Genomic DNA, 20116 nt, shown 5'->3' with positions numbered 1-20116 from the left:
TAATAAGCCTTTGATACTTAACTCTATACCGAATTAGATGGGCTGCCAATTCCCCTGATTTCAAGCATTAAAATAAGGGAATGAGTGAAAGACAATCCGTTTATGACAGCATTGGTGGAATCGACAAAATCGATGAATTAGTGGATCGTTTTTACGATTTAATGGTCTTGGAGCCGGTTTTTAGCGAATTACGTGAGATGCACCCCCAAGACCTCTCGACCTCACGAGAAAAGCTCAAGTTTTTCCTAACTGGCTGGATGGGTGGTCCTGATATCTATTCTCCAAAGTATGGGCATCCCATGCTTAGAGCTCGTCATTTGCCATTTAAGATTGGTCTAAAAGAGCGTAACCAGTGGCTGGCATGCATGTATAAAGCCATGGAAGAATGCGGCATCGAAGGCAATATTGCGAAACAACTAGAGGAATCGTTTTTCAATACTGCTGACTGGATGAGAAATCAGCCTAACTGATTAATCAATCTTAGCGCCTGCTTGCTTGACTGCTTTTGCCCATCGCGGCATTTCGTTTGCAAGAAACTTAGTGAACTGATCGGCATTTAAGTAGGCAGGATCTGCACCTTGATCGATCATTTTTTTCTGAATATCAGGCGCTTCCAAAGTTTCCTTAAAGGCTTGGCTCAGTTTATTAACGGCTTCAGGCGGCGTACCTTTTGGCGCCAAAATTCCATAAAATCCCACCACATCCAAATTGGCAACACCAGTTTCAATCACGGTCGGAGTGTTTGGTAAAGCGGGATTACGTTTAGCACTAGTAACAGCCAAAGCCTTAACCTTTCCCTGTTTTGCGTAATTGGCTGCTTGTGGCACAGACTCCGCCATGAATTGCACATGCCCTGCAATCAAATCAGTAAAAGCGGGCGCACTACCCTTGAATGGAATATGCACCATGAAGATGCCGGTCTCACTTTTGAGCATCTCTGGAACCAAGTGAGAAATGCCACCGTTACCAGCAGATCCATAATTCAACTTACCTGGATTTGCTTTTGCATAAGCAACTAGCTCCTTGAGTGTATTAGCCTGTACATCCTTATTCACAATTAATGCAAGCGGTTGCTGCGCAGTTCTTGCAACAGGCTGAAAATCTTTTAAGGTGTCATAAGGCGACTTGGTATAAATCGCAGGGTTAATGACCATGGTTCCAGTATTAGCCAACAGAACGGTATACCCATCAGCGGGAGATTGCATAACAAACTGTGCGCCCACCGTACCACCTGCCCCAGCTTTGTAATCAACAATCACTGTTTGACCCAAGGATGTCTGCAGCCTATCAACCAAAAGACGAATGTGCGCATCCAATGGACCACCCGCTGGAAAGCCAATGATGATCTTGATGGGCTTCTCTGGATAGGCGCCCTTGGCTGGATTAATTGCTAAGAAAAGGATAAATCCCAGCAAAAATACCCCGAAGATTCGTTTGGAATTAAGCATAAAAGGCTGCATTGAATAAATTTAGATACACTTTACCTCAAGGAAATCTTAGAAAAGAAAAAAATGATTGAAAGTTTCATGCAGCTTATAAGCGACCCTAACGCATGGATCGCTTTTTTGACACTCTCGGCCCTTGAGATCATTCTTGGTATTGATAACATCATTTTTATCAGCGTCATTGCTAACAGACTTCCAATCGAGATTCGAGAAAAGGTTCGTCAATTTGGTCTGATCTTTGCGCTAGTAACCCGCATCCTTTTGTTGTTGAGTCTTTCTTGGGTTATGGGTTTAACCGAACCACTATTTGAAGTTGCAGATAAATCGATTAGCGGTAGAGACCTCATCCTCTTACTTGGCGGGTTCTTCTTAATCTGGAAAGCTTCAAAAGAAATTTATGTCGAGGTTGAGGTAGGAGATCATAGCGATGAATATGGCGAATCTAGCGACAAAAAGAAGGCTAAAACTCTGCTGTCCCTATTTATCGGATCGGTACTACAAATTGGTTTGCTAGATATTATTTTTTCTCTAGACAGCGTCATTACTGCGGTAGGTATGGTTGATCAAATTAGCGTCATGATCGCAGCAGTCTTAACTTCTGTAGTCATTATGCTAGTTGCAGCAAAGCCTATTGGGGACTTTGTTCATCGCCATCCCTCTATAAAGGTGTTGGCCCTATCTTTTCTAACGGTAGTTGGCGTAGTCCTAATCGCTGAAGGTATGGGTGTGCACATTCCCAAAGGATATGTTTATGTCGCTATGGCGTTTTCATTAACCGTTGAGCTTTTAAACATCCGTTCTCGCGAAAAGAAGAAAAAATTAAAGTGATTTTTTAATGAATTACTTATAGTGCTTGTGCGCAAGCAAATCCGCTTGCCCAAGCCCACTGGAAATTATGTCCGCCTAAATGGCCAGTGACATCAACGCATTCTCCAATAAAGAATAATCCCGGATGTTTACGTGACATCATGCTCTGCCCATCGAGCTCTTTAGTATCTACGCCACCTAACATGACTTCAGCCTTTTTCCATCCCAACGTACCTGCAGGCTTCACTGACCAGTTGGTGATGAGCTCTTTAAGTGCCTGACGATCTTTTTTAGAAACTTCAGCCCATTTACGACCCGTTAAACCTTTTTGATCAGCAAATGCTTTCGCTAGACGTTGAGGCAAAACAGAGGCCAGAATAGTTTCGGTCAGCTTTAAGCGATTCTCTTCATTATTAAAGAGCTCATCACAATTAAATCCACCTGGACGCTCAATTGCACCTAACCAATCAATATGAATCGGCTCGCCCTCTTCCCAATAGCTACTTGCCTGAAGGACTGCAGGGCCTGATAAGCCTTTGTGTGTGAGGAGTAGGTCTTCATTGAATCTACAGGCGCCATAACGATGTCCTTTGGAGCCAGAAGCAATTCTGACAGGAACACTCAGACCAGCCAATTCATTGAGATTCCCAAAATTATCCGCAGTAAATGAAAGCGGCACTAAGGCAGGCCTTGGATCGACTACTTTAAGACCAAACTGCTTTGCAATATCCAATGAATAGGCAGTAGCTCCAATAGCAGGAACGGGTAAGCCTCCAGTAGCCATCACTACTGACTTTGACTTTTCTATACCCACATTAGTATGAACAGTCCACTGATCACCATCTTGCGCAATAGACTCAACCGTCACAGGATGACGAATGGTTACCTTGCCTTTAGCGCACTCAGAAAACAGCATCTCAATAATTTGTTTGGCAGAGTCATCGCAGAACAGTTGGCCCTGATGTTTCTCGTGATATCCAATTTTATAAGCCGTTACTAGCTTGATAAATTCTGATGAAGGATATCTCGCTAGCGCACTTTTAACAAAATGTTGATTCAAAGATAGGAAATTTGCTGGGCTGCTATGTAAATTAGTGAAGTTGCAACGGCCACCTCCGCTAATACGTATTTTCTCGCCCAATACTTCTGCGTGATCCAGCACCAACACTCTCTTGCCCAGCTGACCAGCAACGCCCGCGCAAAATAAGCCCGCAGCACCGCCACCAATAACAATGGCATCCCAAGTTTTACTCATGTCTTACTCAAAACGATCGATGATGTCAGATGAGATATTGAGTTTTCTCATGTGAAGCTTGGTATAGGCTTGACGAAAGTTTTTAGTCATCGAAATCATGACTGATGCCGTCCATGCAAATGAGAACATTCCAGAAAAAGCGATGATGACTGCCAGCATCTTCCAGCCGTCTGGAAGAATATCCTCCATGAATCCCATCGCTGTATAGGTGCTACCACTAAATAAAATACTCTGCCCTAATGCAGGCAGCAATTTGAATGCATACAACGCAATACCCCAGATGAGTATTTCAGCAATATGCGTTAAAAATAAAAGGAATACGCTGATATAAAAACAGAGTGCTACAGCAGAGTATTTTTTCTCTGCCAAATACAAAAATGTTTTCACCTCATAGCGCTTGGCAATTTGGAGTAGCAGTACGCCATGAAACACCATGACCATTAAAAGCATAGCTCCACCCAAGAGATAGCCTGGAAGATCAAGAGATATAGCGAGATTGGCTTGTGAAGGATTCATGGTGATGATTTTACAGGTGCCCCGTTAGCCCAACTGGTACCAATCCTGAATCACCTGCCAAGCCTCCTCGGCAGTCTCGGAGAAATGGATACTCTGCATATCTTCTTGGTCAATTACACCAAACTCAACCATGCTCTTAAAGTTCAGCATTTCATTCCAATAGCTTTTACCCACCAATATCACCGGTATGCGAACGACTTTTTTAGTCTGTATGAGAGTTAATACTTCAAATAATTCATCAAAAGAGCCAAAGCCTCCAGGATAGGCCACGATTGCTCTTGCTCTGAGCATGAAGTGCATCTTACGTAACGCAAAGTAATGAAAGCGAAAACTTAAACCAGGACTGATGTACTGATTTGGATGCTGCTCTCTAGGAAGGCTGATATTAAAACCAATAGTCTTATCGCCAGACTCAAAAGCGCCACGATTTGCAGCCTCCATAATTCCAGGGCCACCGCCCGTACAAATATGAAGCTTATTGGAGTCCTTGTTTTGTGTTGCATTGTAGGAAGCAACGAGAGCACCAAACTCACGGGCAGACTCATAATATTCACTGTGTAATAAGGCTTTATTAGCAGCAGCGATCTCATCTAGAGTCTTTGCTTTTTCTTTGAGCTCTGCTGCTGCTTGATGGCTAATGAAACGGGTTGATCCAAAAACCGTAATCGTATGCTCGATGCCATGTTCTTTGAGCAGCACTTCGGGCTTGAGCAACTCTAATTCAAAACGGATGCCCATGGTTTCTCTACGAGCCAGAAAGGCCTCATCATCAAAGGCAAACTTATAGGAGTCCTCGGAGTCTTCTTCTGAGATCTGACTCTGATGTAGATTTAAAAACTCGGTGATTGTTTGAGAGTTATGTGTGGGCAGCTTTGGGCTCATGTTGTAACCTTTTGAGGTAATTAGGACCATCTTAACTCGCGCCCAAATAAGTGTTAATACCTAGTTCAAGCATGGATACGGGCTTCTAGGGATTATTGGGATTTACCCAGAGCCTATCCCGAGTTAAAATTGATCTAATTTCAATCCAACTGAAGGAAAAGCAATGAGCAACCGTGCAATTATCATTATGGTACTAGTCTTAATTGGTGCCACCGCCTATTTACTAATCAAAGGCGACGGCGATATTGATATGGGTGGTGAAAAGCATGGTGCTGAAGCTGCGCACATGGAAGATGCTAAGAAAGATGCTCCTGCTGCTCCAGCAGCGGCTCCTGCAGCTCCTGCTGCTGACGCCAAGAAGTAATTTCTTATTCTGCACATAAAACCGCGGTCCGCCGCGGTTTTTTTATATCTACTTTTATAACCATGAAAACCATCGACTCTTCTACCCTTTCTTCCTTTGCTCCAACCGCAACTTTGCGTGTTGGCATCAATTTAGGCAATCCAATTCTTGCAAATGAGGAGCCCAATACAAAACGTCTTTATGGCGTGACCATTGATATTGCAAATGAGATTGGCAAGAGAATCTCTCTACCGGTGCAACTCACGCCCTTTAAAACAGCAGGCGCCACAGTGGATGCAGTCAAGACTGGAGAAATCGATTTGGTATTTGTAGCGATTGATCCAGTGCGTGGCGCAGATATTAGCTACACACCAGCCTATATTCAAATAGAGGGTGCTTACATGGTTAAAGCTGAGTCAACTATTCAGAACAATGAGGAAGTGGATGTTACCGGGAATGAAATCGTAGTTGGCAAAGGTAGTGCCTATGACCTCTACCTGTCCCGCGAGATTAAGAATGCTACCCTGCTTCGTGCCGCTAGCTCACAAGCCGTTGTGGACGACTTTATGTCTGGGCAAGGGAATGTGGCGGCGGGTGTAAAACAGCAGCTAGAGAGTGATGCGAAACGCTACAAGGGTTTACGTATGCTGCCAGGAAGGTTTATGGTGATCAATCAAGCGATCGGTATTCCTAAAGCACGTACTGACTATGAAAATACAACCGCCTTTTTAAGTGATGTGATTGCCGAACTAAAACAATCTAGATTTATTGCAGACGCTATGAAGCGCCACAATATTCAAGGCGCCAAAGTAGCTGACTAAATTGATTGTTATCTAACACTCATAAATATGTGAACGCTCAGGGATGATGACATTAGTCCAATTCAGCTCATCCCTGATGCATTCAGCCAATACTGACGAGGACTCTGGCTCGCCATGCACTACAAAAACAGTACTTGGTGATTTTTTAAATCCTCGCAGCCAGTCTAGCAATCCCGCCTGATCGGCGTGAGCAGACAAACCGCCAATAGTATGGATTGAGGCTTTAACAGAAACCTCCTCACCAAATAAGCGCACTTTCTGCACCTTATCTACTAGGCGTCTACCAAGACTGCCATAAGCCTGAAAGCCGGTAATCACAATGGCATTTTGTGAGCGCGGCAAATTACTTACTAAGTGGTGAACAATACGGCCAGCGTCACACATACCGCTAGCCGAAATAATGATCGCCCCACCTTTTACTTTATTTAGCGCTTTTGATTCTTCTACGTCAGCAATGAAGCGCAGGTCTACTGTATTTGGATTATTTTGATACCACTTAAAGGTAGCTTGAGACTCGCCATCTAATTGCGAGAAAAAATGCTGAGTGAGGTGAGTTGCTGCCGTAGCCATCGGTGAGTCCACCCAGATACTTAGGTGGGGTAAGCGCCCCCTCTTCACCAAGTCAATTAACAAAAATAGTATTTCTTGAGTCCGTCCGACCGCAAAAGCTGGCATCACCACATTTCCATGCGCAGTCATAGTTGAAGTAATTACCTCAACTAACTCGTCTTCAGTATCTTGTAGAGTTCGGTGAAGTCGATCACCATAGGTGGATTCAACTACAACAACATCAGCTTCCTGAATCAGATCAGGATCAGGCATTAAGACTTTTCCTTTCATGCCAATGTCACCTGAAAAAACACACCGTTTTTTCTCTAGCCCATCCTCGGTAATATCAATGACAGCGATAGCAGACCCCAAAATATGTCCAGCATTACGAAACTCTAACTGAACGCCTGGCACAAGCTCCACAGACTGCCTGTACTCCAAAGGCTCAAACTGGGCGAGAGTTATTTCAACCTCTTCCCTTGAATACAGTGCAACTGGCATTTCCCCACGCCACTTGCCCGCCTTCTTCCTTCTCTCCGCTCGCTCGACATCGGCACGTTGTAAATGGGCGCTATCAAGCAAAAGAATTTTTAACAACTCAAAGGTAGCGTTAGTGCAGTAGATCGGCCCGGAAAAACCTTGCGCACATAAACGGGGTAACAAACCACTATGATCAATATGCGCATGCGTCAGCACTACAAAGTCGAGGTCTTTAGGCGCAAATGGTAAAGGCTCGAGGTTCTTATTGGTTGCCTCGCGACCACCCTGGAACATGCCATAGTCAACCATGAAATGCCGCAAGCTTCCAGACAGCATCGCCTCAACGGAATGCCGTGAGCCAGTCACCTCACCTGCTGCGCCAAGAAATTGAATCTTCATACAACCAGCATACTCTTTCCTATAATTAGCTCAAGCACCCCATAATCAGAGCGATACTATCTAAATGAACTCTCAACCTGTTGCCCTCGATACTCTGAAGCTCATACCGCTTCTCAAGCGGGGGCCCGCCGAACATAAAGGCAATGCTGGTAAGGTTGTTTTAATTGGTGGTGCACCTGGTATGGCTGGAGCGCTGATTTTGGCAGGAAATGCCTGTTTACATTTGGGAGCTGGCTGGACCATCCTAGAAATACTGGACCCAGCATCAGCACGTGCCGATGTTAGCCAGCCCGAACTCATGATTCGTCTAGCGACATTGAATATTCAAGAGGCGCTTGTCACAACACAGCCCGATGTGATTGCAGTTGGTCCAGGGCTCGGGAAATCGGAGTTGGCATCTCGCTGTTTGCGCTCAGCACTGGCACATCCAAACATTCGATTGGTGATTGATGCTGATGCGCTTAATTTAATCAGTGAGTCTGCTGAGTTACTTGAGCAACTTCAGACTCGCAATAAACAATTTCCGAATTCTACCGTTGTCACCCCCCATCCCGGTGAGGCAGCTAAACTTTTAAATTCGACAACAGAAAAAGTACAGTCTGATCGTGTTAATGCCATTAAGCAGCTTGTTGACTTAACGCAATCCATCGTAGTGCTGAAGGGACAACATACCTTGATAGCATCTCCACAGCACTCTCCGGTGCAATGTCTTGCGGGCAATCCCGGCATGGGCACCGGAGGAATGGGTGATGTTCTCACAGGGAGTATTGCCGCCATTGCTGGTCAAGGCGTTCGTCATCAACTCGATTTATGGCAAGCGACTGGAATCGCAGTTGAGCTCCATGCAAGTGCAGCAGATAACTTAGCAAGCCAAGGGGTTGGTCCTATTGGCTTAACGCCCTCCGAGACCATCTTAGAAATGCGGGCCATACTGAATAAGCTGTTATAAATCTATATGCATTCAGTAAGCGCAGCACATCATCACCGACGTTACCTCTATGGCATCCTGATGGCCGGAGTTGGCTCGATGCTTTTCTCGGGCAAGGCAATTTTGGTAAAACTCGCCTTCGGTTATGGCGCAAACGCCGAAACACTTTTAGCCCTACGCATGCTCATGGCCCTCCCCTTGTTTTGGGGCATCTTCTGGTGGGAATCGCGCCGCATGACGATGAGTCCAATCACTTGGCTTGATCGCGGTAAATTATTTTTCTTAGGGTTTTTGGGCTACTTCTTATCTAGCTATATTGATTTCTTGGGCCTGCAATATATCTCTGTTGGTTTAGAGCGTATCGTCCTCTATCTCACACCAACCATTGTTCTACTCATCTCTTATTTTGTTTTAAAAAAACCAATCTCTAAACTTCAATGGTATTCATTAATCGTTGGTTACATTGGAGTTTTTGTCGTATTCATACAAGACGCTAGCTCTTCTGGTCTTAGCGCCTGGCTTGGAATGTTTTTAGTCTTCGGTAGTGCCTGTTCCTACGCAGCCTACATGATTGGCGCGGGAGAAATGGTTAAGCGCATTGGCAGTGTCCGCCTGGTTGTTTACGCTAGCTCAGCCTCAGCGGTCTTAAGCATATTGCAATCAACTATTCATAATCCATCAGCCATATTCGAGCAAGTTCCACAAATTTATTGGTATAGCCTGCTCAATGCGAGCCTATGCACTGTGATTCCAATGCTTCTCATCATGATTGCTATCAATCGCATTGGCTCACCATTGGTAGCGCAAGCAGGAATACTAGGCCCCGTATCCACGATCTTTATGGGATATCTCATTTTGGCAGAGCCTATTACCTGGACGCAAATTAGCGGTATGACTTTAGTTATTGCGGCGATGTGGTTACTGGTGCGCAACGATGCCCCAACAAAAAAGTCACCAGATCCAAAAAAATCTGATGACTTTGATAATACGGAGCCCCTTAATTAAGGGGTATTCAATTACTGAGCTGGTGCGTCGGCAGCAGCTTTGGATTTCTTCTGAGATTTCTTTTTGGTCTTTTTCTCAGCTTTCTTTTCTTTCTTGGCTTTTTTCTTAGCCTTCTTCTCAGCAGATTTCTCGCTAGGGGCAGCAGCCGTTGTAGGTGTTGGAGCGGCAGCAGGAGTAGCGGCTGGCGCAGAAGCTGGCGCTGGATCAGCAGCCATTACGGAGAGTGGAGTAATACCAATAGCAGCAGAGGTAAGGGCAGCCAAGCTCAAGCGTGCGAAACGAGAAATCATGTAGTTCTCCGAGTAAGTTTGTGGATAATTTAATAATACTCAAAAAATTGAGATTAATGCTTCATTTTTAGAAGGCTAGTCATGAGTGATTTTCCGAGCGACATCTTTACCGAACCCCAAGGTTATTCAGTAAACACCCTAGAACAACTGGGACCCTTGACTGGTATGGCCGGCATCTGGGAAGGTATTCGAGGTTTGGATGTTAAGCCTAAGGCTGAGGGTCCTAAGAAGCAGGTATATGTAGAGCGCATCGAACTCCAACCTATTGACCCCCAAACTAATGGGCCACAATTGTTCTACGGCCTGAGATATCACACGCACATCACCAAACCCGACCAAGTAAAAACCTATCATGATCAGGTGGGTTATTGGCTATGGGAGCCAGCGACTGGCAACATTATTCATACCCTCTCGATACCGCGAGGCATGATCACAATGGCAACCGGCAAAGCCACAGCCGATGCCAAGCAATTTGAGTTGCTCTCCAAAGAAGATGATCGATGCGCAGGCATCTCCTCTAACCCTTTTCTGGATTACGCATTTAGAACGGTCGAGTTTCGCATTCAGGTTTCGGTTCATGATGATGGCACCTGGTCCTATGAGCAAGACACCGTCATGAAAATTAAAGATCAGGCCGAGCTTTTCCACCACGTGGACAACAACACCCTGCATAAAATTGGAGAGGCAACCCCTAATCCCTTAGCCAGATGATTCGATAGATGAATCTGAATTTAATTTTGGTAGATGCAATAAGGGCCATCATGTGATGGCCCTTATTGATGTCGCTTAACTACTAAAGTCTTTACGCAGGCTGCGCTTCAGTCTCGGTAATTTTTTCTAGCGCTGCTTCAAGATGACCAACAGTGCGATCAACATGTGCCAGTTTTTCCAAGCCAAATAAACCGATGCGGAATGTACGGAAGTCTGGACGCTCATCACACTGCAAAGGAACGCCTGCTGCAGTCTGTAAACCGAGTGCAATAAATTTCTTGCCGGACTGAATATCTGGGTCTTTGGTGTAACTAACCACTACGCCAGGGGCTTGAAAGCCTTTAGCAGCTACAGAGTCATAGCCTTTAGAAACTAATAAGTTACGCACCTTTGTACCCAACTCGATTTGCTTTTCCTTCAGAGCCGCAAAACCAAGTGCTTGAGTTTCTTTCATCACGTTACGTAACACCTTTAAGGCATCCGTAGCCATGGTGGTGTGATAAACGTGGCCACCTTTTTCATAGGCTTCCATGATCTGAAGCCACTTCTTCAAATCCATTGAGAAGCTGCTGCTTTGTGTAGCGTCAATACGATCACGTGCACGATCGCCCAAGGCAATCAATGCGCAACATGGGGAGCTGCTCCAACCTTTTTGAGGCGCAGTAATAAGGACATCCACATTACAAGCCTTCATATCAACCCACATTGCACCAGAGGCAATGCAATCCAATACAAATAAGCCATTTACAGAGCGAACTGCCTCACCCACCGCTTTGAGGTAATCGTCAGGAAGAATGATGCCGGCAGAAGTTTCTACATGCGGCGCAAAAACTACCGCTGGTTTTTCTTTCTTGATATAAGCCACTACTTCCTCAATAGGAGCAGGAGCAAAAACACCTTGTGTTGAATCTTCTAACTGGCGACCTTTAATCACGGTGACATCCTTGGTGATATTCGCCAAATCAAAGATTTGCGTCCAGCGGTAGCTAAACCAACCGTTACGCAAAACTAAACATTTTTCATTATTGGCAAACTGGCGAGCAACCGCCTCCATACCAAACGTACCGCTACCAGGAACGATCACTGCCGAACTAGCGTTGTAAGCATCCTTCAGGACACTTGAAATATCCACCATCACACGCTTAAATTCTTCAGACATGTGATTTAAAGAGCGGTCGGTATAAACAACCGAGAACTCTAATAAACCGTCTGGATCAACATTGGGAAGTAAGCCTGGCATAGTAATTTCCTAGGGATTTCAGTGATTAGCCCTAAATGATACTGATTTAAGTGTTTTTTGGGCAGATGGCAGCAAAACCCCATTTAAAAGGGCTTTTTTACCCATTTTCAGCGGACTACTTCCCTCTTTTTGAAGAAATAGCAATGCCAGCAACGATTAAAGCAAAAGCCAGGCCATGAAAAAGCTGCGGGGGTTCACCCAACATGGCGGCCGACAATAGCGCAGTAAAGAGCGGTATGAAATTAGCAAAAAAAGCGGCGACCGTCGGCCCTGCCCCATTGACTCCCAAACCCCAGCAACGATAAGCAATGAGAGATGGACCAATTGCAACAAACAAAATCAATGATGAAGTCCACCAATTTAAGTCGATAAAAGCATGGCCAGCAGCAATCTCAAAGCCATCAAAAAATCCTGTCCATAAAAGACCGACCGTAACCTGAGCCATTAAAAATTCAGCCCATGGCCACTGTCGCTCAGAGCTAGATCCAGGGCGACTTAGCATCCAGCTATAAAAAGCCCACAAGATCGTGGCCAGCATGATGAGGATATCGCCGATCACCATTTGCATGGATAGCAGTGCAACCAAATCACCGCGCGTCAACACAATACCAACACCAAGCAAACTGACGATTGCACCAATCATTTGCAGTGCGCTTGGCTTCACTTGATAAAACACTGCGCCAATAAATAGCATCCAGATTGGCATACTCGCACCGATCAAGGTGACATTAATGGCTGTAGAAGTTTGCAGAGCAAGATACAAAAGAACGTTATAACTCCCCACTCCAAATAAGCCTAAGAGCAAAAAGCGCTTTTTGTTTTGCCACAAAGCACTTCCAGGCATAAACACTCGCCAACCCAAAGGCAACAGAAGCAAAGCAGCTAACCCCCAGCGAACTGCGCTCAGGGTGATTGGAGAAATGCTTCCTACCAACACACGGCCCGCAATGGCATTGCCTGCCCATAAAGCAGTAGCCAATAATAGGTAGGTAATCGTTGCGAAATTAAGCTGGGGCATGGGAGATTTAAGAGGGGGAACGGTTATTTAGCGTCCCGAAACAAGGGATACCCTAGCATTGTAGAAACAAATCTCCCGGTATTGCTAAGATAGAGCTTAAATTAAGCATTTGCTTTAACAAAAGAGCATCAAATAGAAGGATTTACTGTGGCAATCATCACCAATATAGAAGACTTGCGGGTCCTCCACCAAAAACGCACCCCCAAGATGTTCTACGACTACGCGGACTCAGGATCCTGGACCGAGTCTACGTATCGCGCCAATGAATCTGATTTTCAGAAAATTAAATTACGCCAGCGAGTAGCAGTCAATATGACTAACCGCACAACCAAGACAACCATGATTGGTCAAGAGGTTGCCATGCCGGTTGCGCTTGCACCAACTGGTCTAACCGGCATGCAACATGCTGATGGTGAAATTTTGGCAGCTAAGGCAGCTGAAAAGTTTGGCGTGCCATTTTGCTTATCGACCATGAGTATTTGCTCTATTGAGGATGTGGCCGAGCGCACTACAAAACCATTCTGGTTTCAGCTTTATGTCATGAAAGATCGTGGCTTTATCGAGCGCCTGATTGAGCGCGCTAAGGCTGCGAAATGCTCAGCACTCGTTCTGACCTTAGATTTACAAATCCTTGGTCAGCGCCATAAAGATTTAAAGAACGGTCTCTCGGCACCCCCCAAGCTTACGATCGCCAATATGATCAACATGGCAACTAAGCCACGCTGGTGTCTTGGGATGGCGATGACGCCACGCAGAACATTCCGTAACATTGTTGGGCATGCTACTGGTGTTGGCAATATGTCATCACTATCCTCTTGGACTGCAGAACAATTTGATCCAGGGCTGAATTGGGGCGATGTGGAGTGGATCAAAAAACTATGGGGCGGCAAACTGATCATCAAGGGCATCCTTGATGAAGATGATGCGCGCTTAGCTGCAAACTCTGGCGCTGATGCGTTAATTGTTTCCAATCATGGCGGCCGTCAATTGGATGGCGCAATTTCTAGCATCAAAGCCTTGCCTGGAATTGTGGACGCCGTTGGCAAAGATATTGAAGTTTGGATGGATGGCGGCATTCGCTCCGGTCAAGACGTTCTAAAAGCATGGGCCTTAGGTGCGCGCGGCACGATGATTGGCCGCCCATTTCTGTATGGCTTGGGAGCAATGGGTGAAGCTGGTGTTACCAAATGTTTAGAGCTGATTCACAATGAGCTTGATATCACCATGGCGTTTACGGGCCATCGTGATATTCAAAATGTGACTAAAGATATTTTGTATCCAGGAACCTTTTAAATTTTTCACCTTCTAAACTACCCTCTTGCAGTCTTTGGCATATCGTTCATAGTATTCGCTTTCGCTGTATGGTTTGGTCATGCTGCATTGAGTCGCTATCGAACTAAAGATACTGAGACCTCTGAAGATCTAGGAATCATTCAGACGGCCACATTGACTTTGCTTGCCCTCATTATCGGGTTTACCTTCTCCATGGCAATTGACCGTCATGATCAGCGAGAAATTTTTGAAGAAGGCGAGGCAAACGCCATTGGAACTGAGTTCTTACGCGCAGATCTCTTGCCCTCAAAGGTCTCTGCAGCCACTAAAGACCTACTACTTCAATACGTAGATCAACGTATCCTGTTTTACTCCAAGCAAAGTCCAGAGAAAATTCAAGAGATTCGCAACAAGACTGAGCAGCTCCAAGCGGACTTATGGAATGAGATTCTTCCCGTTGTTCGCAAACAAGATACACCTACCATTGCACTGGTCGCCTCTGGAATGAACGATGTCATCAATTCTCAGGGCTATGTTCAAGCCGCTTGGTGGAATCGCATCCCTCTTACTGCTTGGGCGCTGATGGCAGCGATCGCAGTTTGCGCCAACCTATTGGTAGGATTTGGTGCGCGTAATTTCGAGAAGAACATGGGGCTATTCATGATCTTCCCTTTCGTGGTCTCAGTCTCACTCTTTTTGATAGCTGATATTGATAGTCCAAGAAGCGGTGTCATTCGCATTGAAGCCAGAAATTTAGTTGCATTGAAAAACAATCTCATTCAACAGATGGAAAAAGCCAAACCATCTAGCGGTGACAAATAAGCTTCACCATAAAGGCGGCTCAAATGAAACGTGTAGTGGATGTTTTTAAAAACCGTGGCCGCGAGCTAGTCTGGACCTATGTTATTCACCTGCAAAACGATGAAGAATTTCATCCAGGGCAGCTGGACTTTGAAGTGGAAGCACTCAGACTCTCTCAACTAGATAAACGCGGCGCAGCCAATGAACTTAGCGCCAAAGTACGCCTTAATAACTAGGATTTTGTGGTTTTTTGGGCCTAATTAGCCCTATTGTTGCAAATGTTAATGAGATTCATTATCATTTATGATGAATCAACTTAATAATGACGCATCATGACCCGATCCAAATACCACCCAGCATCCATCTTCTTTCATTGGTTTGTTTTCCTACTGGTGATAGCTGCTTTTATCGTGATTGAACTCAAAGGTCAGTTCCCGAAGGGTAGCGAGTATCGAGATCTATGTAAATCAGTCCATGGCGTTATTGGACAGCTCATTTTTTTAGCCATGGCTGCTCGCCTAATAATCCGTTTCATTTATGGCGTACCTCAGCCCACAAATCCAAAACCCGTAATTGTTTCACTGGCTAAGGCAATGCATTGGCTGCTCTATGCCCTACTCTTAATTTCCCCTATTTTTGGCATCTTGTATTTTCAGTATGGCGGCAAGGAAATCAATTTCTTTGGCTTAGTATGGCCTCAACTAGTAACCCCTAATCCCGAAATGAAAAAAGTGGTTGAAGGAATTCATGAGTTTTTAGGAAACACACTCTATATTTTGATTGGTATCCATGCAATTGCTGGTTTATGGCAACATTACGTTATCAAGGACGATACACTTCGTCGTATGTTGAATAAAGTGAATGCTTAAACCAAAGCAGGAGTAATGATTAAATGAAGCCACTCTCTAAAAAAGCCAAGATGGCTGTCGGTTGGACAATCCTAATGACCGTTATTGGCACTGCTATGTTGCACCAGTGGCAATTCTTTGCGATGGGCTGCGCATCCATTGCCCTGCTCCTCGTAGCCAATCACTACGACCTCTTAAAAGATCCTGAAGACAAAAAATAATCCCGCCTTTTGGCGGGATTATTCCTATACAGCCCAAGCCCGAGAGGTATTAAAGCGTTGGGTAGTCGGTATAACCAACTTCATTGCCCCCATAAAAAGTGGCGCGGTTATAAGGATTTAAAACAGCGCCCTGTTGGAATCTTTCCGCTAAATCTGGATTGGCGATATATAGGCGACCATAAGCGACCGCGTCAGCCAAACCATCTTCAAGCACCTTCTCACCCATTGCCTGGTCATAGCCGCCAGCAGTAATAAATTTTCCCTCATAGACAGCGCGGAACATTTCGGATGTAATTGGAGCCTCTTCATTCGTCTGGTCGCCACCACCTGCGCTAGTTGCACGAGGCTCGATCATGTGCACATAAGACAGCTTATAAGTATTGAGCTTTGTCATTGCTGCTGTGAATAAGGCTACTGGATCGCTATCGCCCATATCATTAAAAGTGCCATAAGGTGAAAGACGTACGCCTACCTTATCACTTGGGAATACTTTGCTAACTGCCTCTATGACCTGACCCAATAAGCGAAGGCGATTCTCGATAGAGCCGCCATATACATCAGTACGTTGATTCGTTTTGTCTTGCAAAAACTGATCCAATAAGTAGCCATTGGCAGAATGAATTTCAATACCATCAAAGCCAGCGGCTTTTGCATTTTGCGCTGCTACCTCGAACTCTTTGAGCAAGCGAGCGATATCTTCCTTAATCATTGCCTTAGGAGTCTCATAGTTGTGCAGCTTCCAATCTGCGCCATAAGTTTGGCCGGATGCAGGAATTGCTGAAGGCGCTTCAGGTGCCCCCTGCTCCGGATGCAAAGAGGAATGTGAAATTCGACCGACGTGCCAGAGCTGAGCAACAATAGAACCGCCCTTAGCGTGCACTGCTGCCACGATTTCTTTCCAGGCAGCAGTTTGATCTACAGAATAAATTCCCGGCGTGGCTGGATAGCCTTTGCCCAAAGGAGAAATTTGTGTAGCCTCAGTGATGATGAGTCCAGCGCTAGCGCGTTGTGCGTAATATGTTTTTGCCAATGGGCTTGGTACATCCCCAGCACCCGCGCGCATTCTAGTGAGTGGTGCCATGACTAAACGATTTTTTAACTGAATCGATCCAAGACTTACTGGGGTGAACATCATTTCTTTGCCTAACATTTGCTGCCTTTTATATAAGTAATAAGATGGTGGACTGTAACAAGGATTGATAATGTTTTCTGAACAATAAATCAGCGCTTTTAGGTCGCTCCAAATTGTTCGCGGATGCAATTAGCGAGCGCATTAAATTCTTGAGTATGCGCTGTAGATGATCGCGCAACTAAGGCAATCACTCTCTTAGGGGTTGGTGCGGCCAACTCTTTCGCCACTAGCTGAGAGTTATTCAATAAGCTACTTTTGACCGCCATACCAGGTAGCAAAGCAATCCCAAGACCAGACTCCACCATTTGCAATAGCGTTAACAAGCTGGTTGCTTCTAGGCCTTCTGCTTTGCGAATATCCGTCCGCCTACAGGCTTGCAAGCTATGTTCACGCAAGCAATGCCCCTCCTCTAATAACAAGAGCCTTTCAGCCATTTTGGCCGGTAAGGTTACCTCTTTACCTTTTAGCGCTGGATCACCTTCCTTAGCAACCAACCAAAAGCGATCATCAAATAATTCTTGTACCAAAAGGCCGCTGACATCATATGGCAAGGCAATCAAAGCAAAATCTAATTTATGCTCAGCCAATCTTGAAAGTAAATTTGCCGTTAGATCCTCTCTGAGAGTAATTTTGAGATCCGGAAATCGCGTGCGAACTTCCGGCAAAACCGTTGGCAATAAAAATGGTGCGATCGTTGGAATCACCCCCAAACGAATTGTGGCGGTCATTGGCTTGCCTGATGCGCCCGCATACTCCACCAAATCTTCAGAAGCAGCCAAAATTAGTTTTGCACGCTCAAGCACCTCTAGCCCAATTGGGGTGATCGAAACATTCTGACGATCACGCTCTACCAAATGAATGCCTAGCGCATCTTCCAGCTCTTTTAATCCCGCACTCAATGTTGACTGCCCCACAAAGCAGGCTTGAGCCGCTCTTGTGAAATTCAGCTCTTTAGCCAACGCAACGAAATAACCTAACTGCCTTAGAGATGGTAAATACGCCATAAATACCCCCTGTTATCGATTTATTTGATAAATACTATCATAATGATTTACTGGACTGATAAATAAATTAGGCGCACACTGAATCCATGGTTGAGAAAGTAGCAAATATGGCTCAACAAACCGAAGTTAATGAAAAGGAATCAAAATGGCCCGTCCAGAAATCAAAACCATCCACAACTTAGAGTCCGCCTTTGCGGGTGAATCTATGGCACACATCAAATATCGTTACTTTGCAAAGTTGGCTCGCGCAGCTGGCGATGAAGAGACCGCCAAAATATTTGAAGCAACTGCTGAGCAAGAAGTAATGCATGCGTTTGGTCACTTAGACTTACTCTACCCCGCCAATACAATGACACCAGCGCGTGCCTTAGAGATCGCAATTGAAGGTGAAACTTATGAATACACTGAAATGTATCCATCCTTTCGTAAAACTGCAGTCGAAGAAGGTAACGCTGCTGCAATTCAAGAAATTGATGAGCAAATCGCAGAATCAAAAGAACATGCCGAGCAATTTCAGGCGGTATTAGCTAAAGCGGCAAAACGCTTCGCTGCACTAGCTAACGTGGAAGAGCGCCATGCCAACCATTACAAGCAGGCTTTAGAGAAAGCAAAGGTTTTGGCTGCTCAATAAGAGTGGCTCAGAAATAAATTGCAATTAAATTTAAAATGAATGAATTATTTAAGGAACCAGTATGAAATCTTACCAATGTATCGTGTGCGGCTATATCTACGATGAAGCAAAAGGAATTCCGGAGGATGGCATTCCTGCTGGAACCCTTTGGGCTGATGTGCCAGAAGACTGGGAATGCCCTGACTGCGGCGTAGCAAAAGCTGACTTTGAGATGGTTCAGATAAGCTAATACTTACACTTCACCCCTAGTCCTGTTTATTATTTTGTCATTTTGGAGAGCTCAGCTTTGGATCAAACCACCCCTCAATCCCCATCCGCGATTGTCATCATTGGCAGCGGATTGGCTGGCTATACCGTCGTACGTGAAATCCGTAAACTAGATAAAACAGTGCCAATCACTTTAGTGACTCGAGAGCCTGGTTACTTTTATTCAAAGCCGATGCTCTCTACCGCTCTAGCTAGCAATAAAGAAGCTTCGCAACTCATCTCTACCCCTGCCGATGGCATGGCAACCCAACAAGAGATGACCATCATGAGTGAATGTGATGTGATCTCCATTAACCCTGATAAGCAAACCATTCAAACTAACAAAGGCGAAGTGACCTACGGAAAACTGGTGATGGCCCTAGGGTCTGATCAAATTCGCTTACCACTTCAAGGTAATGCCGCCAATACGGTGATGACTGTTAATGATTTAGAGGACTACGCACTCTTTCGTAAAGCAATTGTTGGCAAAAAGAAGGTTGCCATTTTGGGCGCCGGTTTAATTGGCTGCGAATTTGCCAATGATCTTGTGCTCGGTGACTATGAAGTGGATGTCATTGACTTAGCCCCTCAGGCCTTAGGCCGCCTATTACCAGAGGCGGCAGCGCTTGAGCTGCAGCAAAAATTGAGTGACGCTGGCGTATGCTGGCATCTATCGACCACCGTTCAGGCAATTGACCACCAAGCAGAATCATTACAAGTGACACTAGCCAATGGCAAGACGATTACTTGCGATGTATTTTTATCCGCAGTAGGCTTAAAACCGAGAATTGAATTAGCTAAAGCAACCGGTATCAACGTTGGCACTGGCATTCAGGTGAATCGCCAACTAAAGACTAATCTTAAAAACATCTTTGCTATTGGAGATTGTGCAGAAATTGAAGGTTTAGTGTTGCCTTACGTGATGCCGATCATGCAAGCAGCAAGAGCATTGGCGCCAACCTTATTGGGTCAAGCCACAGCACTCACCTATCCTGCAATGCCGGTGATGGTGAAGACCCCTGCTTTACCCACCATAGTTTCCCCGCCAGCAAAGGGCGCTGAAGGTAAGTGGACTACCACCCCAGTAGAAGGTGGCCTTGAAGCCCGCTTTGAATCTGCCGACGGCAAGCTGTTGGGCTTTGCACTAATGGGTGCAGCCACAGCACAACGTGGCGCCCTCACCAAAGAACTGCCAGCCATACTGGCCTAAGCAACATCGATACAGAAATAAAAAGGCCCGCATTGCGGGCCTTTTCTTTATGCAGCTAGCGG

Annotated in this window: 25 protein-coding genes; 15 read left to right on the top strand and 10 right to left on the bottom strand. The window is 45.3% G+C overall.

Annotation, left to right across the window (positions count from 1 at the left end; translation table 11 throughout):
* Positions 1-80 precede the first annotated feature (80 nt).
* On the top strand, positions 81-470 hold the full coding sequence (locus PKF022_RS03360) for a group II truncated hemoglobin (RefSeq protein ID WP_281777216.1): 390 nt from the start codon (positions 81-83) through the stop codon (positions 468-470).
* Here the strand turns inward: PKF022_RS03360 and PKF022_RS03355 are convergent, their stop codons facing one another.
* Complete coding sequence (locus tag PKF022_RS03355; protein ID WP_281777215.1) at positions 471-1448, bottom strand: tripartite tricarboxylate transporter substrate binding protein; 978 nt, start codon at positions 1446-1448, stop codon at positions 471-473. It lies immediately after the preceding gene.
* Positions 1449-1511: 63 nt separating this feature from the next.
* Here PKF022_RS03355 and PKF022_RS03350 point away from each other — a divergent pair, with 63 nt between their 5' ends.
* Complete coding sequence (locus tag PKF022_RS03350) at positions 1512-2273, top strand: TerC family protein (protein ID WP_281777214.1); 762 nt, start codon at positions 1512-1514, stop codon at positions 2271-2273.
* Between the two features lie 16 nt (positions 2274-2289).
* Here the strand turns inward: PKF022_RS03350 and PKF022_RS03345 are convergent, their stop codons facing one another.
* Genes PKF022_RS03345 through PKF022_RS03335 form a run of 3 tightly spaced genes read right to left on the bottom strand, consistent with a single transcriptional unit; the run spans position 2290 to position 4905 of the window.
* A complete protein-coding gene (locus PKF022_RS03345; protein WP_281777213.1) occupies positions 2290-3507 on the bottom strand; it encodes an NAD(P)/FAD-dependent oxidoreductase in 1218 nt (405 codons plus the stop codon).
* Positions 3508-3510: 3 nt separating this feature from the next.
* Positions 3511-4023 (bottom strand): hypothetical protein, encoded by a 513-nt coding sequence (locus PKF022_RS03340; RefSeq protein ID WP_281777212.1) that lies wholly within the window; start codon positions 4021-4023, stop codon positions 3511-3513.
* A 24-nt stretch (positions 4024-4047) separates the two neighbouring features.
* Positions 4048-4905, bottom strand: coding sequence for a TIGR00730 family Rossman fold protein (locus PKF022_RS03335; RefSeq protein ID WP_281777211.1), 858 nt, complete (start codon positions 4903-4905; stop codon positions 4048-4050).
* A gap of 163 nt (positions 4906-5068) precedes the next feature.
* Between PKF022_RS03335 and PKF022_RS03330 the strand changes: the two genes are divergently transcribed.
* Both PKF022_RS03330 and PKF022_RS03325 read left to right on the top strand, forming a co-directional pair.
* On the top strand, positions 5069-5269 hold the full coding sequence (locus PKF022_RS03330; protein ID WP_068320974.1) for a hypothetical protein: 201 nt from the start codon (positions 5069-5071) through the stop codon (positions 5267-5269).
* Positions 5270-5331: 62 nt separating this feature from the next.
* Entirely contained in the window at positions 5332-6069 is a 738-nt protein-coding gene (locus PKF022_RS03325; protein ID WP_281777210.1) for an ABC transporter substrate-binding protein, read from the top strand.
* A gap of 12 nt (positions 6070-6081) precedes the next feature.
* On the opposite strand, the gene PKF022_RS03320 is transcribed toward PKF022_RS03325, so the two are convergent.
* Positions 6082-7497 carry an MBL fold metallo-hydrolase gene (locus PKF022_RS03320; RefSeq protein ID WP_281777209.1) on the bottom strand — a complete coding sequence of 472 codons (1416 nt, stop codon included), beginning with the start codon at positions 7495-7497 and terminating at the stop codon, positions 6082-6084.
* A 64-nt stretch (positions 7498-7561) separates the two neighbouring features.
* Here PKF022_RS03320 and PKF022_RS03315 point away from each other — a divergent pair, with 64 nt between their 5' ends.
* Positions 7562-8446, top strand: coding sequence for an NAD(P)H-hydrate dehydratase (locus tag PKF022_RS03315; protein WP_281777208.1), 885 nt, complete (start codon positions 7562-7564; stop codon positions 8444-8446).
* Positions 8447-8452: 6 nt separating this feature from the next.
* Entirely contained in the window at positions 8453-9430 is a 978-nt protein-coding gene (locus PKF022_RS03310) for a DMT family transporter (protein ID WP_281777207.1), read from the top strand.
* An 11-nt stretch (positions 9431-9441) separates the two neighbouring features.
* Here PKF022_RS03310 and PKF022_RS03305 read toward each other — a convergent pair whose 3' ends face one another.
* A complete protein-coding gene (locus PKF022_RS03305) occupies positions 9442-9720 on the bottom strand; it encodes a protein tyrosine phosphatase (protein WP_281777206.1) in 279 nt (92 codons plus the stop codon).
* A gap of 81 nt (positions 9721-9801) precedes the next feature.
* Here PKF022_RS03305 and PKF022_RS03300 point away from each other — a divergent pair, with 81 nt between their 5' ends.
* Positions 9802-10431, top strand: a complete 630-nt coding sequence (locus PKF022_RS03300) for a heme-binding beta-barrel domain-containing protein (RefSeq protein ID WP_281777205.1) — start codon at positions 9802-9804, stop codon at positions 10429-10431.
* A gap of 91 nt (positions 10432-10522) precedes the next feature.
* Here the strand turns inward: PKF022_RS03300 and PKF022_RS03295 are convergent, their stop codons facing one another.
* Positions 10523-11671 carry an aminotransferase class V-fold PLP-dependent enzyme gene (locus PKF022_RS03295; protein WP_216231553.1) on the bottom strand — a complete coding sequence of 383 codons (1149 nt, stop codon included), beginning with the start codon at positions 11669-11671 and terminating at the stop codon, positions 10523-10525.
* A 115-nt stretch (positions 11672-11786) separates the two neighbouring features.
* Positions 11787-12689 (bottom strand): DMT family transporter, encoded by a 903-nt coding sequence (locus PKF022_RS03290; RefSeq protein WP_281777204.1) that lies wholly within the window; start codon positions 12687-12689, stop codon positions 11787-11789.
* 147 nt (positions 12690-12836) lie between these two features.
* Here PKF022_RS03290 and PKF022_RS03285 point away from each other — a divergent pair, with 147 nt between their 5' ends.
* The 5 genes from PKF022_RS03285 to PKF022_RS03265 all read left to right on the top strand — a co-directional run bounded on the left by PKF022_RS03285 (position 12837) and on the right by PKF022_RS03265 (position 15831).
* Positions 12837-13982: an alpha-hydroxy acid oxidase gene (locus PKF022_RS03285; protein WP_216231551.1), complete on the top strand. Its 1146-nt coding sequence runs from the start codon at positions 12837-12839 to the stop codon at positions 13980-13982.
* Between the two features lie 87 nt (positions 13983-14069).
* On the top strand, positions 14070-14783 hold the full coding sequence (locus PKF022_RS03280; protein WP_281777203.1) for a hypothetical protein: 714 nt from the start codon (positions 14070-14072) through the stop codon (positions 14781-14783).
* A 23-nt stretch (positions 14784-14806) separates the two neighbouring features.
* Positions 14807-14998 (top strand): hypothetical protein, encoded by a 192-nt coding sequence (locus tag PKF022_RS03275; RefSeq protein ID WP_216231550.1) that lies wholly within the window; start codon positions 14807-14809, stop codon positions 14996-14998.
* A gap of 96 nt (positions 14999-15094) precedes the next feature.
* Complete coding sequence (locus PKF022_RS03270; protein WP_281777202.1) at positions 15095-15631, top strand: cytochrome b; 537 nt, start codon at positions 15095-15097, stop codon at positions 15629-15631.
* A 23-nt stretch (positions 15632-15654) separates the two neighbouring features.
* A complete protein-coding gene (locus PKF022_RS03265) occupies positions 15655-15831 on the top strand; it encodes a hypothetical protein (RefSeq protein WP_161484699.1) in 177 nt (58 codons plus the stop codon).
* A 49-nt stretch (positions 15832-15880) separates the two neighbouring features.
* On the opposite strand, the gene PKF022_RS03260 is transcribed toward PKF022_RS03265, so the two are convergent.
* The gene (locus PKF022_RS03260; RefSeq protein WP_281777201.1) at positions 15881-16966 is read right to left on the bottom strand and encodes an alkene reductase; all 1086 of its coding nucleotides are present in this window, start codon (positions 16964-16966) and stop codon (positions 15881-15883) included.
* 95 nt (positions 16967-17061) lie between these two features.
* Positions 17062-17967, bottom strand: coding sequence for a hydrogen peroxide-inducible genes activator (locus tag PKF022_RS03255; protein WP_281777200.1), 906 nt, complete (start codon positions 17965-17967; stop codon positions 17062-17064).
* A gap of 145 nt (positions 17968-18112) precedes the next feature.
* Between PKF022_RS03255 and PKF022_RS03250 the strand changes: the two genes are divergently transcribed.
* The 3 genes from PKF022_RS03250 to PKF022_RS03240 all read left to right on the top strand — a co-directional run bounded on the left by PKF022_RS03250 (position 18113) and on the right by PKF022_RS03240 (position 20054).
* Positions 18113-18598 (top strand): rubrerythrin family protein, encoded by a 486-nt coding sequence (locus PKF022_RS03250; RefSeq protein ID WP_281777199.1) that lies wholly within the window; start codon positions 18113-18115, stop codon positions 18596-18598.
* A 61-nt stretch (positions 18599-18659) separates the two neighbouring features.
* A complete protein-coding gene (locus PKF022_RS03245) occupies positions 18660-18827 on the top strand; it encodes a rubredoxin (protein WP_216231545.1) in 168 nt (55 codons plus the stop codon).
* Positions 18828-18884: 57 nt separating this feature from the next.
* Positions 18885-20054 (top strand): FAD-dependent oxidoreductase, encoded by a 1170-nt coding sequence (locus PKF022_RS03240; protein WP_281777198.1) that lies wholly within the window; start codon positions 18885-18887, stop codon positions 20052-20054.
* Positions 20055-20116: the final 62 nt, after the last annotated feature.

It is taken from the genome of Polynucleobacter sp. KF022, assembly GCF_027924105.1.
Taxonomy (GTDB): Bacteria; Pseudomonadota; Gammaproteobacteria; order Burkholderiales; family Burkholderiaceae; genus Polynucleobacter.
This window is presented reverse-complemented; position numbering and strand designations above follow the sequence as displayed.

Bases quoted from the DNA above. Each gene is read 5' to 3' on its own strand.
- PKF022_RS03360 (WP_281777216.1), top strand. From the start codon at position 81: ATGAGTGAAAGACAATCCGTTTATGACAGCATTGGTGGAATCGACAAA.
- PKF022_RS03355 (WP_281777215.1), bottom strand. From the start codon at position 1,448: ATGCTTAATTCCAAACGAATCTTCGGGGTATTTTTGCTGGGATTTATC.
- PKF022_RS03350 (WP_281777214.1), top strand. From the start codon at position 1,512: ATGATTGAAAGTTTCATGCAGCTTATAAGCGACCCTAACGCATGGATC.
- PKF022_RS03345 (WP_281777213.1), bottom strand. From the start codon at position 3,507: ATGAGTAAAACTTGGGATGCCATTGTTATTGGTGGCGGTGCTGCGGGC.
- PKF022_RS03340 (WP_281777212.1), bottom strand. From the start codon at position 4,023: ATGAATCCTTCACAAGCCAATCTCGCTATATCTCTTGATCTTCCAGGC.
- PKF022_RS03335 (WP_281777211.1), bottom strand. From the start codon at position 4,905: ATGAGCCCAAAGCTGCCCACACATAACTCTCAAACAATCACCGAGTTT.
- PKF022_RS03330 (WP_068320974.1), top strand. From the start codon at position 5,069: ATGAGCAACCGTGCAATTATCATTATGGTACTAGTCTTAATTGGTGCC.
- PKF022_RS03325 (WP_281777210.1), top strand. From the start codon at position 5,332: ATGAAAACCATCGACTCTTCTACCCTTTCTTCCTTTGCTCCAACCGCA.
- PKF022_RS03320 (WP_281777209.1), bottom strand. From the start codon at position 7,497: ATGAAGATTCAATTTCTTGGCGCAGCAGGTGAGGTGACTGGCTCACGG.
- PKF022_RS03315 (WP_281777208.1), top strand. From the start codon at position 7,562: ATGAACTCTCAACCTGTTGCCCTCGATACTCTGAAGCTCATACCGCTT.
- PKF022_RS03310 (WP_281777207.1), top strand. From the start codon at position 8,453: ATGCATTCAGTAAGCGCAGCACATCATCACCGACGTTACCTCTATGGC.
- PKF022_RS03305 (WP_281777206.1), bottom strand. From the start codon at position 9,720: ATGATTTCTCGTTTCGCACGCTTGAGCTTGGCTGCCCTTACCTCTGCT.
- PKF022_RS03300 (WP_281777205.1), top strand. From the start codon at position 9,802: ATGAGTGATTTTCCGAGCGACATCTTTACCGAACCCCAAGGTTATTCA.
- PKF022_RS03295 (WP_216231553.1), bottom strand. From the start codon at position 11,671: ATGCCAGGCTTACTTCCCAATGTTGATCCAGACGGTTTATTAGAGTTC.
- PKF022_RS03290 (WP_281777204.1), bottom strand. From the start codon at position 12,689: ATGCCCCAGCTTAATTTCGCAACGATTACCTACCTATTATTGGCTACT.
- PKF022_RS03275 (WP_216231550.1), top strand. From the start codon at position 14,807: ATGAAACGTGTAGTGGATGTTTTTAAAAACCGTGGCCGCGAGCTAGTC.
- PKF022_RS03270 (WP_281777202.1), top strand. From the start codon at position 15,095: ATGACCCGATCCAAATACCACCCAGCATCCATCTTCTTTCATTGGTTT.
- PKF022_RS03265 (WP_161484699.1), top strand. From the start codon at position 15,655: ATGAAGCCACTCTCTAAAAAAGCCAAGATGGCTGTCGGTTGGACAATC.
- PKF022_RS03260 (WP_281777201.1), bottom strand. From the start codon at position 16,966: ATGATGTTCACCCCAGTAAGTCTTGGATCGATTCAGTTAAAAAATCGT.
- PKF022_RS03255 (WP_281777200.1), bottom strand. From the start codon at position 17,967: ATGGCGTATTTACCATCTCTAAGGCAGTTAGGTTATTTCGTTGCGTTG.
- PKF022_RS03250 (WP_281777199.1), top strand. From the start codon at position 18,113: ATGGCCCGTCCAGAAATCAAAACCATCCACAACTTAGAGTCCGCCTTT.
- PKF022_RS03245 (WP_216231545.1), top strand. From the start codon at position 18,660: ATGAAATCTTACCAATGTATCGTGTGCGGCTATATCTACGATGAAGCA.